Genomic DNA, 14,327 nt, shown 5'->3' with positions numbered 1-14,327 from the left:
TCCCCGGCGCACTGGCTGCACATTGGCGAAAGTGCTGTTATGGCAGCGTTTCACGTCACGAAGAGGCTTTGATCGATGCGCATGTTCAACACGGCAATGCTGGCGGTGGCCTCCGCCCTCGCCCTGAGCCCTGCAAGTGCCGCCCCGGCGATCCCCATGAGCGAGACCGAGCAGGCCGCCCCGCAGCTGCCGCCGATCCTGACCATGCGCGAGCGCGCCGATGTGATCGACCGTATCCTCGCGGAGCGGCTCGACACTGTGATCCCCCAGATCATGCGCGAGGGAGGCGTCGATCTGTGGCTGATGATGAGCCGCGAATATTTCGAGGAGCCGGTCGTCGCTTCCATGCTCGATGCGCGCAGCATGGCGGCGCGGAGGCGCACGATCCTCATCTTCCACGATCCCGGCAATGGCCAGCCCATCGAGCGCCTGACGGTGAGCCGCTACGGCCTTGCCGGGCTGTTCGAGCCATCATGGCAGCCCGAAAGCCAGCCGGACCAGTGGCAGGCAGTCGCCGATATCATCGCTGCGCGCGATCCGCAGTCCATCGCCGTCAACTTCTCGGACATGACCGTGTTCGGCGACGGGATGACGCACAGCCAGTTCCTCGCAATGAACGCTGCGCTCGCCCCGATGTACCGCGACCGGATCGTGTCCGGCGAGACGTTGAGCACCCGCTGGCTGGAGACGCGCATTCCTTCGGAAATGGAGCTGTATCCTTCCATCGTGCGCACCGCCCATGCGATCATTGCCGAGGCGTTCTCACCGCAGGTCATCACGCCCGGCACGACCACCGCCGCCGACGTGCAATGGTGGTACCGTGAACGTCTCGCCGGCCTTGGCCTGACGCCGTGGTTTCATCCCAGCATCGGCATTCAGCGCGAAGGCGCGGACGGGATGCTGCGCGGCGATACGGTGATCCAGCCCGGCGACCTGCTGTGGACCGACTTCGGCATCACCTATCTGCGCCTCAACACAGATACGCAGCACCTCGCCTATGTCCTGAGACCCGGCGAAACCGAAGTGCCCGCAGGACTTGCCGCAGGGCTGGCAGCTTCCAACAGGGTGCAGGACATCCTCACGGCGAACATGAAAACCGGGCTGAGCGGCAACGAGGTGCTGGCACGGGCGCGCGCGCAGGCCATCGCCGAGGGTCTCGACCCTTCGATCTACACCCACCCCATCGGCACGCACGGCCACGGCGCGGGCACGGCCATCGGGTTCTGGGACAACCAGAACGCCGACCCGCGCGGCACCTATCGCATCCGGGCGAACACCGCATGGTCGATCGAGCTGACAAGCTATTCGCAGGTTCCCGAATGGGGCGGTCAAAAAGTGGATTTCCGTACCGAGGAAGATGCCTTCTTCGACGGCGAAACCGTGCGCTACATCGACGGGCGGCAGACAGAGATAACGGTGATAGCGGCGGAGTGAAGGCAGAGGCCGGTTGGGCTTGGGGAGCGGACGTTCGAGTTTGTAGGCATGGTGGACAAATTCTGACGGTCTGTAGCTTGTAGATTGAGACGATCATCACCATCTAGTGACAATCGAGAGCACGTTTTTGTGCGCCCTCTCGACTGAGAGACAATTGCGCTCCCGCATTAGGGAGAACGCGAATTGAGCCTCAACAGACTTCTTTACGACCACCAAGTCGCCTTGATGAATGTCGCAGCGGCAGAAGCCCGGATTGCGCAACACGGCTGTGTCAATCATCATGAGAACTTGATCCACGAAGCCCGGCAGAAGCTCGGCGTCGCGCAGTACCCTGTCGCAAAGACCAGGGCGAATGGCTCGTGGTTTCAACACGCCATAGCCGACTGAGAGATCCTGCATGACAATTGTTATCGAGGAGCGATCTGCAAACGGACGCGGCCAAGGCGTTTTTGCGTTGGGATCATTCAGAAAAGGCGACATTCTCTATTTAGGGGTGCTGGACGATAGGCCGATAACCAATCACTCGCATGCCTCGCAAATCAGCAAGACCAGATTTAGATTCCACAAGGGATTGAGCTCCAAGTTCAACCATTCGTGCGATCCGAATTGCGGCATCGTTCTAAACGAATCGGGCGGCCATAACATTGTCGCGATGTGCGACATCGCTGCCGAGGACGAAGCCACATATGACTACGCAATGCGCAACTACCGGATCGAACATTTCGCCGGCCCATGTGTATGCGGGCAAGTGAATTGTCGCGGGTCGATCACCGGCTGGCAAGACCTGCCTCAACAGCGCAAGGATGACTACGCCGGGTTCGTCGCGCCCTACCTCATCGAAATTGACGTAGAGAACACCGCAATCGCCCGGCAAGAACATGTGGGTGCCCGGTTTGTGGGCGAAAGCTCCGCGTGAGTTCCAAGGCCGCTATTAGCGCAATTTCACTCTGCTTCAGGCTGACATACCGACACGCTTCTTGCGGTTGGAAGACGTCTTGCTGGCGCCTCGAAAGGACAGATAGATAATGACCCCAGACAAATTTCTTCCGCGCTGCCACCCACACATGTTGGGTGAAGGCGGCGGTGTAGACGTTTCTCAATGTGAGGCATTGGCGCAAGACATGGCTGAGCTTCGCGGGTTGGGCATCATTCTCACGCTGGTTGGAAGCTATCAGGTGGGCGATTATCGCTACACAAATCTAGCGGATGCCTTGGCTCATGCTCGCAATCAGCGTGGCCAGCTCGAAAAAGAGTCCCCGACGACTAGCGGCGGCTAAGACTTGCCTCAGCATCGCCGTCGGGCCGCGTCGTAGCTGATGCACTCTGCCATTGGCTGAGCCGGGAGTGGTTAAGCTCCCGGCCCTGCTTATTCGGCGTCAGCCCTGCTGTTTGCTGGCCTGAGCCTTCTGGCTCTGGCCGTCGCCCTGCTGATGCTGCAAGCTTACGGCACTCTTCTTTCCGCCGTCGACCTCGCTGGTTTCGTAACTGAAACGTTGATCGACCTTCGGGACCTGACCTTCCTGTTGAAGGTCCGCCTTCTTGAATCGGAGCGCTTCGCCACCCTTTTCAGGGGTGATTGAGCCAGTGCCCATGCTGCTGTCGTAGCTCTTGATCTTGCCAAAATGTGTCATCTGTCATTCCGTCGAACGAGTGTGCAGCGCGCCAGAATTGACCCGGCTGCGACTATGAGGCGGAACTGAAGGAAAGGGCTTCCAACTGTGGAAGCGGTGACCGTCGATTGCGACTGGTAGCTGGACTTTAGATGGCTATGGCAAGCTAGGATTACAATCGCAGCATGGAGCTTTGTGTGCGGGGCAGCGCCACTGTCCGCAAACGGATCATCAGCGCACGTCCCGTCGGCTGACCTCGATCCTCAACGCAGATGACCATTTTCCTACATGCCGCGAGCGCGTCATACTGCGCGCGGTTCTTTGAAAATTGCATCCTCTAGCCCGCGAAATGTTGGACAGTTGTCACCCGTATCCAACATCGCCAAACGCCTGAACTGTATAGAAATTCACCTGTATGATACGCATGACATGTTGGAGAATGTGTCACCCGTATCCTACAATGCTAGATTTCGACCTGGCTCCCCAACTCGACCACACGGTTGGTGGGGAGCTTGAAGAAAGTCATCGCGCTGGCCGAGTTTCTCAGCAGCCATGCGAAGATCTTCTCGCGCCAGATCGGCATCCCCGGCTTGTCGCTCGCAAGCAGCGTCTGGCGCGACAGAAAGAAGCTTGTGTGCATCATGTCGAACTCGCCGCCGCAGCGCTCCATCTTCTGGAGGCCCTTGGGCACGTTGGTCTCTTCCATGAAGCCATAATGCAGCACCGCACGGTAAAACCCGTCGCCCATGTCGGTGAACTCGCAGCGCGCATCGGGATCGACATAGGGCACGTCCTGAATATCGACTGTCAGGATCACGACCCGCTCGTGCAGCACCTTGTTGTGCTTGATGTTGTGGAGCAGTGCAGAGGGCACGCCAGCCGTGCTAGACGCCATGAAGATCGCGGTGCCGGGGACGCGTAGCGCGGAATTCTTGGCCGATTTGGCGAAGATTTCCATCGGCAGCGCGACCTCGCTCATCCGTTCGCGCATCAGCTTGCGGCCCCGCGCCCATGTCGTCAGCAGCAGGAAGGCGATGAAGCCGACCATCAGCGGGAACCAGCCGCCCTCCGGCACCTTGGTCAGGTTGGCTGCGAAATACGCGCCGTCGACGATCAGGAAGACCAGCACGATCGGCAACGCGTACCACCACTTCCACTTCCAAACGCCGACAAACAGCACCGCCATCAGCAGCGTGTCGATGGTGACCGCGCCCGTCACCGCGATGCCATAAGCGCTCGCAAGGTTGGACGAATTCTGGAATGTCAGAACAAGGATGATGACCGCCACCATCAGCGCCCAGTTGATGAACGGAATGTAGATCTGGCCGCCCTCTGTCTCGCTCGTGTGCATGACATTGAGGCGCGGGATGTAGCCCATCTGGATCGCCTGGTGCGTGATCGAGAACGCGCCCGAAATCACCGCCTGGCTCGCAATGAATGTCGCGACCGTCGCCAGGAACACGAGCGGCAGGCGGTATTCCTCGCTGGCAAGGAAGAAGAACGGGCTCTGGATGGCCTCGGCAGCTTGTTCAGGCGGCAAGCCGATGATCATCGCGCCCTGCCCGAAATAGTTGAGCAGCAGGCATGGCATGACGAAGCCGAACCACGAAAGCCGCATGGGTCCGCGCCCGAAGTGACCCATGTCGGAATACAGCGCCTCCGAACCGGTCACGGCGAGAACCACCGAACCCAGCGCGAGGAAGGCCAGCCAGCCGTCGAGGAAGAAGAAATTGACTGCGTAATAGGGGTTGAGCGCCCACAGGATTTCCGGTGTGTTCACGATCTGCCACAGGCCCATCCCTGCGATCACCGTGAAATATACGATCATGACTGGCGCAAACAGCGCTCCGACCTTGGCCGTGCCGCGTCGTTGCAGCATGAACAGGAACACCAGCAGGCCGAGCGCGATAGGAATGACGTACCGCTGAAATCCCGGATCGACCACGGTCAATCCTTCGACCGCCGAAAGCACCGAAATCGCGGGCGTGATCATGCTGTCGCCGTAAAACAGCGAGGTCGCAAACACGCCGAGCAGGATCGCGACCCAGCCATATTTCGACTTGGAAATACTGCGGGAAATCAGCGCGACCAAAGCGAGCGACCCGCCCTGCCCCTTGTTATCGGCGCGCATGAGGATCGAGACATATTGGATCGAGACGACCAGTGTCATCGACCAGAAAATCAGGCTGATAACCCCGAGGACATGCGGCGTGTCGAGCGCGAGCGGGTGCGGGCCGACAAAGGTTTCGCGAAACGCATAAAGCGGGCTCGTGCCGATATCGCCAAAGACGATCCCGATCGCGCCCACGGCCAGCGCCTTTTTCGACGCATTGTGCCCATGCCCCCCGGTAGGGGGCTGGTGGGCCGGAGCCGCCGAAGATGCCGTCGCTGTGTCGCTCATTCTATCTGGATTTCCCGAGCACGGTACTGCCCTTGTACGCGGCCATGACCATGACCTGCGCCAGTCGAAATGCGGCTCTCCGCAAGGTCGCGGCCCCTAGCACTGCGTTTTCGCGCCCGCAACATTACGACCTCCGCCAAGTGTGGCACTATTGCAGCATCGGCGCATTGGCGATCATCCGGTCGAGCTGTGCAATGCGGCCTTCCAGCTCGGCTCGCCATGGTGCGTCATCCGGCGTTCGTTCAAGCAGACTGGCCCAGACATTTCGCGCCTGACGAGATCTCGCCGCTTTGAAGGTAGGAAAAGCCGAGGAAAAAATCGCCCGCCGGGTTCGCCGGATCAACCACCCGCGCACGGTCATAGGCATGAGCCGCAGCGGGAGTGACGGCTCCGTCGGCGTGACCGGTCAGCGCCATGCCGAGCGCCAGCCATCCTTCGAGATGGTTCGGGTTTTCGGTCAGCCCGCGCCGCAGCATCCCGGCCGCGTCATCGAACTGCCCCCGCCGCGCAAAGGCATCGGAGGTCAGCAGGTAATTCGGCACAGGCGCATTCTCACCGAACAGCGAGCGGCGCGCCTCGACCATGCCCTCGCCCGAGCGCGGTTCCTGCAACTGCGCCGCCTTCGGACTGCCAGGCTGCTCCGGCGAGCCTTGCCACGCATAGCCGGCAAGGCCGAACAGCAGGACCGATCCGAACAGCGCATAGCCTTCACGCGGAAGGCGCAGCGCGAACGCCGCGAGTGCAAAGGCGCCGAGCGCCAGCGCGAGGATCGCGAGCCAACCGGCCATTACGATGCGCCCTCGCTGCGCCGCTTGCCAAGCCGGCGCAGCAACACGAGCAATGCGATGAGGATGAGAAGCGCGGGTATTGCGAAGAGCGGCCAGGTCGCCGCGCTGACCTCGGGTTGGTAACTTACATAATCGCCGTAGCGCTCGACGAGCCACGCGCGGATTGCTTCCGGCTCCTCGCCAGCCAGGATACGTGTACGAACCTGGTGGCGCATATCGCCCGCCATCGGCGCGTCGCTGTCATTGATGCTCTGCGACTGGCACCTGAGGCACCGCAAGGTCTCCATGAGCGCGGTCGCTTCGGCCTCGAGAGCGGGATCGTCGAGCTGTTTGTAGGCATACGGCGCAGGCGGCAGGGCGTCCTGCGCGAAGGCCGGGATCGCCAGCGCCGCAAGCAAAAGACCGAGCAGCCACCGCATCAGCGCACTTCCTCTAGGATCTCGAGCAGCTTAGACACATCGCTTTCCCGGATGTCGCCAATGTGCTGGTAGCGGATATTGCCCGAGGCATCGATGACGAACGTCTCGGGGACGCCCGCCGCGCCGATTTCGATCTGGAGCGCGGAAATGTCGTCCGCGCCGATCCGGCTGTAAGGATTGCCGTGCCGCTGGAGGAAGTTCGCCACGTCCTCAGGCTTGTCACGGATCGCGATGCCGATGATCTCGACACCCTCTTCCTTGAGAGCCTCGAGCTGCGGAGCCTCGGCGATGCACGGCAGGCACCAGCTGGCCCAGATGTTCAGGAGCTTCGGCTCACCGCCGACGAAATCCGCGCGGCTTGTGCCCGGAATACCGTCTGTCGCGGGCTGCAGATCGAAATCGGGCAGCGGTTTGTCGATCATGGCTGACGGAACCGCCTGATCCTTGTCCTGTGTCAGCATGTACCCGGCAAGTCCCGCGAAGAACAGGAACAGCGCCAATGGGATGAAGAAGATCGTGCGCATCAGACAGGCTCCGGCTGGGCAGCTGGCGGGGTTTCGGAAGCATCGAGCGCTGCCTTGTCAGCACGGCGTTGCTCGCCAAGTTGCATGGCCTTTCGCCGGCGCAGGTCCACGCGCACCCGCCCGATGATCGACAATATCCCGCCGAGCGAAATCAGCAGCCCGCCATACCAGATGAAAGTGACGAAGGGCTTCCACCAGACACGCAATTGCCAGCGCCCCTCGCCATTTTCATCGACGCCTGCTGCATCTCCGATGACGGCGTAAAGCTGGCCGTCCCAGCGGGTAATAAGCGCGCTTTCGCTCGTCGCTTGCGAGGGAGCCCAGAAGTTGCGGGCCTGCGGGGTCAGGATCGTCGGCTCTTCATCGCCGCGCTGCGCGGACAGCCGCGCCTCGATGGCGGTCCAGTTGGGACCGGCAACAGGATCGACCCCGTCGAGCGTGACAGTCCACCCGGCCAGTTCCTCGGTCCCTCCGGGAGACATCGCCGCGAGCCGCTCCTGCGTAAACGCGCTTTCGCTCGCCATGCCGAACAGCGCAACTGCCACTCCGAAATGGGCCGTGACCATGCCCCATGTCGCAAGCGGTGTGCGCCCCAGCATGCGGCCTCGCAGCGGCAGAAAGGCCGCGATCGCCATAGCCAGCGAGAGCGCGAGGCCTATGGTCGGCAGCAGCGGATAGTCACCGAGAACCGCGATCAAGACGGTTGCCGCGAACAGGATAAATCCGAGCAACAGCAATTCGAAGCGGAGGCGAGTTGGCTTGTCAGCCTTCCAGCGCAGCAGCGGACCGATTGCCATGATGATGAACATCGGGATTGCGAAGATTGCGCCAGCCGGATTGAAATAGGGCGGGCCGACCGAGACGCGCACATCGAAGGCTTCGGTCAAAAGCGGATAGAGCGTGCCCAGCAGCACGATTGCGAGGATCGCGGACAGCATCACGTTGTTGAACACCAGCGCGCCCTCCCGGCTGGTGACGGCAAACCGCTTGCCCTCGGATATCGACCCCGCGCGCACAGCGAAGATCGCCAGGCTACCACCGATGTAAAGGCCCAGCAGGACCAGAATGAACGTCCCTCGCTCGGGATCGACCGCGAAGGCATGGACGCTCGTCAGCGCGCCAGAGCGAACGAGGAATGTGCCGAGCATCGACATGGAAAACGCGAGCGCGCCAAGCATGATCGTCCACGTACGAAGCGCATCGCGTGCCGCAAGAACGCTTACTGAATGCAGCAGCGCCGTTGCCGCCAACCACGGCATCAGGGAGGCATTCTCGACCGGATCCCAGAACCACCAACCGCCCCAGCCAAGCTCGTAATAAGCCCAGTAGGAGCCCGCCGTTATCCCAAGCGTCAGGAACACCCAGGCAAACAGCACCCAGGGCCGCATGACCTTCGCAAAGTCGGGCTTGACCTGCTTGGTCATCAGCGCGCCCATTGCGAGGCTGAATGCGACCGACAGGCCGACATAGCCGATGTAGAGCGTAGGCGGATGGATCGCGAGGCCGATATCCTGAAGCAGCGGGTTGAGACCCACGCCTTCTGCGGCAGGATCGGCAGCCGCTCGAACGGGTTCGATGACAAGAGCAGGAACGCGTAGAACCCCAGCGCCACGAAGCCCTGCACCGCGAGCGTCGCGTTCATCGTGCTCTCTTGCAGGCGGCGCTCAAGCCCTGCCAGCAGACCGCCCGAAAGCGCGAGCACCGCGACCCAAAGCAGCATTGATCCTTCGTGATTGCCCCACGTTCCAGTCAGCTTGTAGATGAACGGCTTCATGGAATGCGAATTGGTCGCGACGAGCTTGATCGAAAGGTCGGTTATTGCGAACGCATAGAGCAACAGGCCGAAAGACAGCACCGCGAGGAAAGCCTGAACGACTGCTGCCGGGCGCGCATAGATTGCAAACGCCGCCATCCGCGCATCGCCTGTTTTCAGGCCGAGCGCGCCCGCCACCATCTGCAACACGGATAGCGCCGCTGCGAGCCATAATGCGGCCAGGCCAAGTTCAGCGATCATTGCCTGTCCAAGCCCCTACTCTATCCCGACCGTAGTTTCGGAGGCGTAATCGGCAGCCTTGTGGCCCTCCAGCCCTTCAAGTTCGCGGGGCACGTAATTCTCGTCATGCTTGGCGAGCAGATTGGTCGCCTGGAACACGCCGTCCGGGCCAAGGCTGCCTTCTGCCACGACGCCCGATCCTTCAACGAAGAGATCGGGCAGAATGCCGCTATAGCGAACCGGCACCGTGCTTTGCGTGTTGCCGGTGACGGTGAATTTCACAGTGATCCCGTCAGGCTGCGTCAGGATCGAACCGGGCTGCACCATACCGCCGAGGCGCACTGCCTGGCCGACAGCCGGCGGCTCGGCAGCCATCTGTTCGGGCAGGTAGAAATAATTTGCTTGGTTGCGCAGTGTCCATGCCGCTAGCAATCCTGCCGCGACAATCGCGATCAACGCAAAACCCACCAGGGTCAGTCTCTGGTGCTTGGCTTTCATCGGCGCTTCATTTCATCCCGGCGTTGTTCAGCACGGCGCATCGCCCGCCAGCTCCACACGATCAAAAGGGCAAGCGCGCCAAGGCCCACAGCATAGGCTGCGATCACGAAATCCCAATGCTCCAGTGACTCGCGCATCATGCCCCCTTCATAGCGGGAGCGGCGGCAACAGGCACGTCATCGTCGAGCGCGCGGCGGCGCAGGCGTGCCTCAACCTGCTGTTCGGCAATGAGAGCGCGCATCCGCATCAGCACGATACCGCCGAAAAGCAGCGAAAAGCCGATGACTGCAGCAAGCAGCGGCCAGAGAAACGTCGGGTCGATTGCGCTGTTGCCCGCTGTAATGCTGGGTGGTTGGTGGAGCGAATTCCACCACACGACCGAGCGGTTGATAATCGGGATATTGATCGCTCCGACCAGTCCGAAGATCGCAGCGATCTTTGCCGATCCGCCCTCGCGGGCCGTCGCCTGTGCGAGTGCGATATATCCGGCGTAAAGGAACAGAAGCACCAGCATCGAAGTCAGTCGTCCGTCCCACACCCACCAGGTTCCCCAGGTTGGCCTGCCCCAGATCGATCCAGTCGCAAGGCAGATGGCGGTGAATGTCATGCCCGGCAATGCAATCGCGCGCGCGGCGATGCTGGCGAGCGGGTGCTTCCAGATCAGCAGCATGGCGCTCGAAATAGCAATCCCGGTCCATCCGCCCATGCCAAGCCAGGCAGCGGGCACATGGATGAAAAGGATGCGCACGCTTTCGCCCATCAGCCGGTCGGGCGGCACCATCACCAGCCCCCACGCAATCGCACCGATCGACAGCACCAGACCGCCCCAGAACAGGAGCGGCATCAGCCACTTTGCCAGCGACAGGAAGCGTTTGGGATTGGCGTAGATATGCATGCAGGTGATCCCTGAGACTGTAATAGTCCCCCAGCCGCGCCTCGCAAGGCCGCAAATAGTGCAATGCTATGCCTGTTTGCTGCAATTGGCCGGGGAAAGCGGGACCGGGTCAGCCCCTTCCGATCAATTCCTGTGCCATGCGGTCGGCCACGACATCGGGCGGAGTGTTCGACGAATCGCTCGAATTCCAGATTGTCTCGAGCCGCTCCGGAATGGTCGCGATGCGTTCATGGACTCTCTCGACCCCGGCCTGCTCGCCATCGCGGCGAGCGAGATACTCGGTCGCCACCGACATGATGCCGCCTGCATTGATGACATAATCTGGCGCGAACAGGATACCGCGATCAAACAGTGTCTTGCCGTGATGGGCGCGGGCGAGCTGGTTGTTAGCGCCGCCTGCGACAATTGCCGTGTCGAGCCTCGCGATGCTTTCCTCGTCGAGGATCGCGCCAAGCGCATTGGGGCTCAGAACATCGCACGGCGTCGAAAGGATCGCATCGGCATCAACCGAATTTGCGCCGAGTTCCTGCGCCAAAGCAGCAGCGCGATCGGCGTGGATATCGGCAACGGTCAGCTTGGCGCCGTCCTTCGCAAGGAGCCGGGCGACGCCTCCGCCAACGCTGCCAACTCCCTGGACCGCGACATGCACCCCCTTGACACTGTCTTTGCCCAGCTTGTGGCGGACGGCGGCCTTGATGCCTTCATAAATGCCGATGGCCGTGAACGGTCCGGGATCGCCGCCTGCAGCATTCTCGCCATTCGCCGGCAAACCCGAAACGTGCGCAGTCCGCTTTGAAACGGCCACCATATCCGCTTCGCTGATGCCGACATCTTCCGCCGTGACGTAGCGACCGCCCAGCCCTTCGACGGCGTCGCCGAAAGCAGCGAGCAATTCGGGTGTCTTGGTGCGAGCCGCGTCGGCCAGGATCACGGCCTTGCCTCCGCCCATCGGCAGACCTGCCATCGCGTTCTTGTAACTCATCCCGCGAGAGAGGCGCAGCGCATCGCGCAGGCCGTCTTTCGGATCGGGATAGTGCCAGAACCGCGTGCCGCCAGCGCCGGGTCCGAGATGCGTGGAATGCACCGCAATAATTGCCATGAGCCCGCTGTCACGATCGCGCACGACATGCACCATCTCGTGGTCGTCGTAATCGGGTTCGGTCCAGAATGCGGTCATATGCGAAAAGCCCCTACCTTCTGCGCATGTTGCGCGGTGCAAGCGATTACCTGACACGCATTGAGAAACGGGCGAAGTGGGGCGATCGACGGGACTCGAACCCGCGACCTCCGGCATCACAAGCCGGCGTTCTAACCAACTGAACTACGATCGCCACATGCCCCTACTCAACGCAACCTTCCGGTCATTGCCAAGTCCGCGCAGGAGGGGCGGTTTACGCGTGTTGCGCCGCCGGTCAAGGCCACGCGAACGCGCGGCGAGCCTGTTGCACAAAGCGCCATTCAAGGGAAGCGAAAACTGCCCTGAATAGCGCTGTGCGCAAGATTATTTCTCGCGCAGATTGACGCCTTGGCGGCGGCGGCTCGCAGAGCTATCTCCGATTCATGGTCGGCCCTGGCGAATCCTCGATCGAAATCCTGCGCTCTCACCCCGGCGTGAAGCGTGTGCCTTCACCCAAGATCGAGATGGTGGTGAAGCCGAAATTCCTCACGCCGCAGCATTGCGAGGAACTGATCCGCCTGATCGACCTCGACCGGCGGCCGTCGACGGTCGCGGATTACAACGGAGATGCGGCGTTCCGCACCAGCGAGACCTGCGATCTGAAACCCGACCAGGAGGCCGTGCAGAAGCTGGAAACACTGCTGTACGATTTCACCCAGATCGACCCGGATCACGGCGAGCCTCTGCAAGGCCAGCGCTACGAGGTAGGGCAGGAATTCAAGCAGCACACCGACTGGTTCAATCCGGGCGGGCAGGACTGGGAGAAGTTTTGCTCCAAATCCGGTCAGCGCACCTGGACTTTCATGGTCTACCTCAACGATGTCGCTGCCGGAGGCGCAACGCGCTTCAAGGTGATCGATAAGAAAATCCAGCCCGAATTGGGTAAGATCGTCGGGTGGAATAATCGCAACCCGGACGGCAGCGGCAATGTCTCGACCCTCCACCATGCCATGAAGGTGCGCAAGGGTACCAAGTATGTGATAACCAAGTGGTATCGCGAAAAACCGTGGAGGGGCTGATGAACGACTATCAGGATATGGCTGCAAAACTGCGCACAAGGCTGGATGACTTGCTCGAACGCGCAGAAGTGATCGAGGACGACCTGCGCCACCCGCTCGAGGCCGATTCGAGCGAACAGGCTATCGATCTCGCGGATGACGAGGCGCTGGAAGGCGTGGACGACGTCCTGCGCGCGGAAATTCAACAGATCCGGTTCGCGCTACTTCGTATTGAGAACGGCACCTATGGCACCTGCGCCAAATGCGGAGAAGAGATCCGGAAGGAGAGGCTGGAAGCACGCCCGATAGCGACGCGCTGCATCAAGTGTGCTTCTGAGACCGAGTAAGGCGGGCCATGGGCTTACCGGGCATCAAGCGGCAAGGCCGCGTTGGCCGGTTGCGCTGGGACGGCTATGGCTTTTGCCGTGCCGCTCGTGGTGCTGCTGCTCTGGATTGGCACGAGCACCGTTTCGGATCCGCACGATCAGGTGGCGATCGCTTACTTTGAGTACGGCAACGGTGCACGCGACAACCTGACCCGGCTGCCGTGGGCAACATGGGTCGGCCAAGTCGGCGGCGATGGCTCACTCCAGATAGAGTGCAAGGACGGCACAAAGCCGCTCGGGACCTATGTTACAGGATTGTTGAGCGTCGATGCCACCGTGCAAAGAGGCTGCAACGTCGAATACGATTTCTGACAAATGAAAAAGGCGGCCCCGTCGGACCGCCCTTCCCTTACAGCCCGAAGGCTGCAAACTGGTGTTTCATACTTATTTCTTGAGCGACAACCCGCCAAAGCGCTTGTTGAACGCGGCAACGCGGCCACCTTCCTGAAGCTGCTGCTTGCCGCCGGTCCATGCCGGGTGGCTGGTGGGGTCGATGTCGAGCGACAAGGTGTCGCCTTCACTGCCCCAGGTCGAGCGGGTTTCAAACTCGCTGCCATCTGTCATCTTGACCTTGATGGTGTGGTATTCGGGATGCCCTTCGGCTTTCATGACTTATTCCTTTGAAGCTTTCGCCGGTTCCGACCGGCGGCGCTATAAAAACTGGAAGCGGCGCAAATAGCGCCGTTCCAGCAAATTGCAAGTGATCTTACATCAATTCTCGGGCGGATCTGCGATCATCGCAGTGAACTCGACCTCGCACGAAGTTTTGCCCTCGACGCTAGCCTTGCCTTTGAATTTGTAGACGCGGCGGCGTTGCTGCAAGAATTCCACCTCCAGGTCGAGCAGGCAACCGGGGGTCACCTGGCTGCGGAACTTGGCGTTGTCGATCCCCATGAAGATCACGAGCTTGCCGGTCCCGGCGAGCTCAAGCGTCTCGATGCCCAGGATCGCTGCTGCCTGCGCGAGCGCCTCGATCTGGAGAACGCCGGGCATGATCGGAGCGCCGGGAAAATGTCCCTGGAAGAACTCCTCATTCATGCTGACGGCTTTCACCGCATGAATTTTCTCGCCCAGATGGATCGCCTTGACCCGGTCAACCAGCAAAAGGGGATAACGGTGCGGCAGGGCATTGAGCACCTTGTGGATGTCGTAATCCACAATCGGTTCCGAAGATTTCGGTTCGTCGCTCATGCCCTGCCCCCGT

General features: G+C 61.1%; 17 protein-coding genes, 1 tRNA gene and 1 pseudogene. 6 read left to right on the top strand and 13 right to left on the bottom strand.

Annotated features, from left to right (window positions below; genetic code table 11):
* Window positions 1-75: 75 nt before the first annotated feature.
* The 3 genes from AC0L39_RS06515 to AC0L39_RS06505 all read left to right on the top strand — a co-directional run bounded on the left by AC0L39_RS06515 (window position 76) and on the right by AC0L39_RS06505 (window position 2,711).
* Window positions 76-1,434 carry a M24 family metallopeptidase gene (locus AC0L39_RS06515; protein ID WP_473261702.1) on the top strand — a complete coding sequence of 453 codons (1,359 nt, stop codon included), beginning with the start codon at window positions 76-78 and terminating at the stop codon, window positions 1,432-1,434.
* A 397-nt stretch (window positions 1,435-1,831) separates the two neighbouring features.
* Window positions 1,832-2,350, top strand: a complete 519-nt coding sequence (locus AC0L39_RS06510) for an SET domain-containing protein-lysine N-methyltransferase (RefSeq protein WP_473261700.1) — start codon at window positions 1,832-1,834, stop codon at window positions 2,348-2,350.
* Between the two features lie 109 nt (window positions 2,351-2,459).
* Window positions 2,460-2,711, top strand: a complete 252-nt coding sequence (locus AC0L39_RS06505) for a hypothetical protein (RefSeq protein ID WP_473261698.1) — start codon at window positions 2,460-2,462, stop codon at window positions 2,709-2,711.
* 99 nt (window positions 2,712-2,810) lie between these two features.
* Here the strand turns inward: AC0L39_RS06505 and AC0L39_RS06500 are convergent, their stop codons facing one another.
* The 11 genes and pseudogenes from AC0L39_RS06500 to AC0L39_RS06450 form a co-directional block, all read right to left on the bottom strand.
* Entirely contained in the window at window positions 2,811-3,065 is a 255-nt protein-coding gene (locus AC0L39_RS06500) for a cold-shock protein (protein WP_473261696.1), read from the bottom strand.
* 442 nt (window positions 3,066-3,507) lie between these two features.
* Window positions 3,508-5,445, bottom strand: a complete 1,938-nt coding sequence (locus AC0L39_RS06495) for a potassium transporter Kup (RefSeq protein ID WP_473261694.1) — start codon at window positions 5,443-5,445, stop codon at window positions 3,508-3,510.
* A gap of 242 nt (window positions 5,446-5,687) precedes the next feature.
* Entirely contained in the window at window positions 5,688-6,233 is a 546-nt protein-coding gene (locus AC0L39_RS06490) for a tetratricopeptide repeat protein (RefSeq protein WP_473261692.1), read from the bottom strand.
* Window positions 6,233-6,652 carry a cytochrome c-type biogenesis protein gene (locus tag AC0L39_RS06485; RefSeq protein WP_473261690.1) on the bottom strand — a complete coding sequence of 140 codons (420 nt, stop codon included), beginning with the start codon at window positions 6,650-6,652 and terminating at the stop codon, window positions 6,233-6,235. The genes AC0L39_RS06490 and AC0L39_RS06485 overlap by 1 nt, the downstream gene beginning before the upstream one ends.
* The gene (locus tag AC0L39_RS06480; RefSeq protein WP_473261688.1) at window positions 6,652-7,176 is read right to left on the bottom strand and encodes a DsbE family thiol:disulfide interchange protein; all 525 of its coding nucleotides are present in this window, start codon (window positions 7,174-7,176) and stop codon (window positions 6,652-6,654) included. Before AC0L39_RS06480 ends, AC0L39_RS06485 begins: the two co-directional genes overlap by 1 nt.
* Window positions 7,176-9,190: pseudogene (locus AC0L39_RS06475) on the bottom strand (heme lyase CcmF/NrfE family subunit). The gene AC0L39_RS06480 and the pseudogene AC0L39_RS06475 overlap by 1 nt, the downstream one beginning before the upstream one ends.
* Window positions 9,191-9,205: 15 nt before the next feature.
* Window positions 9,206-9,667 (bottom strand): cytochrome c maturation protein CcmE, encoded by a 462-nt coding sequence (ccmE, locus tag AC0L39_RS06470; RefSeq protein WP_473261686.1) that lies wholly within the window; start codon window positions 9,665-9,667, stop codon window positions 9,206-9,208.
* Window positions 9,664-9,807: a heme exporter protein CcmD gene (gene ccmD / locus AC0L39_RS06465; protein ID WP_473261684.1), complete on the bottom strand. Its 144-nt coding sequence runs from the start codon at window positions 9,805-9,807 to the stop codon at window positions 9,664-9,666. The genes ccmE and ccmD overlap by 4 nt, the downstream gene beginning before the upstream one ends.
* Window positions 9,804-10,562, bottom strand: a complete 759-nt coding sequence (ccmC, locus tag AC0L39_RS06460) for a heme ABC transporter permease CcmC (protein WP_473261682.1) — start codon at window positions 10,560-10,562, stop codon at window positions 9,804-9,806. The genes ccmD and ccmC overlap by 4 nt, the downstream gene beginning before the upstream one ends.
* Before the next feature lie 109 nt (window positions 10,563-10,671).
* Window positions 10,672-11,739 (bottom strand): Leu/Phe/Val dehydrogenase, encoded by a 1,068-nt coding sequence (locus AC0L39_RS06455; protein ID WP_473261680.1) that lies wholly within the window; start codon window positions 11,737-11,739, stop codon window positions 10,672-10,674.
* A gap of 77 nt (window positions 11,740-11,816) precedes the next feature.
* A tRNA-His gene (locus AC0L39_RS06450) sits at window positions 11,817-11,893 on the bottom strand.
* Between the two features lie 229 nt (window positions 11,894-12,122).
* On the opposite strand from AC0L39_RS06450, the gene AC0L39_RS06445 reads away from it, so the two are divergent.
* The 3 genes from AC0L39_RS06445 (at window position 12,123) to AC0L39_RS06435 (ending at window position 13,435) form a co-directional block, all read left to right on the top strand.
* Complete coding sequence (locus AC0L39_RS06445) at window positions 12,123-12,758, top strand: prolyl hydroxylase family protein (RefSeq protein ID WP_473261678.1); 636 nt, start codon at window positions 12,123-12,125, stop codon at window positions 12,756-12,758.
* Window positions 12,758-13,084, top strand: coding sequence for a TraR/DksA family transcriptional regulator (locus tag AC0L39_RS06440; protein WP_473261677.1), 327 nt, complete (start codon window positions 12,758-12,760; stop codon window positions 13,082-13,084). Before AC0L39_RS06445 ends, AC0L39_RS06440 begins: the two co-directional genes overlap by 1 nt.
* Window positions 13,085-13,150: 66 nt before the next feature.
* On the top strand, window positions 13,151-13,435 hold the full coding sequence (locus tag AC0L39_RS06435; RefSeq protein ID WP_473261675.1) for a hypothetical protein: 285 nt from the start codon (window positions 13,151-13,153) through the stop codon (window positions 13,433-13,435).
* A gap of 72 nt (window positions 13,436-13,507) precedes the next feature.
* Here the strand turns inward: AC0L39_RS06435 and rpmE are convergent, their stop codons facing one another.
* Window positions 13,508-13,732: a 50S ribosomal protein L31 gene (gene rpmE / locus AC0L39_RS06430; protein WP_473261673.1), complete on the bottom strand. Its 225-nt coding sequence runs from the start codon at window positions 13,730-13,732 to the stop codon at window positions 13,508-13,510.
* Between the two features lie 102 nt (window positions 13,733-13,834).
* Entirely contained in the window at window positions 13,835-14,314 is a 480-nt protein-coding gene (gene fabZ, locus AC0L39_RS06425; protein WP_473261671.1) for a 3-hydroxyacyl-ACP dehydratase FabZ, read from the bottom strand.
* Between the last annotated feature and the right edge of the window lie 13 nt (window positions 14,315-14,327).

Source organism: Erythrobacter sp. K21-9, from assembly GCF_055808355.1.
The sequence above is the reverse complement of the archived record's forward strand: the minus strand, read 5'-3'. Positions and strand labels throughout refer to the sequence as shown.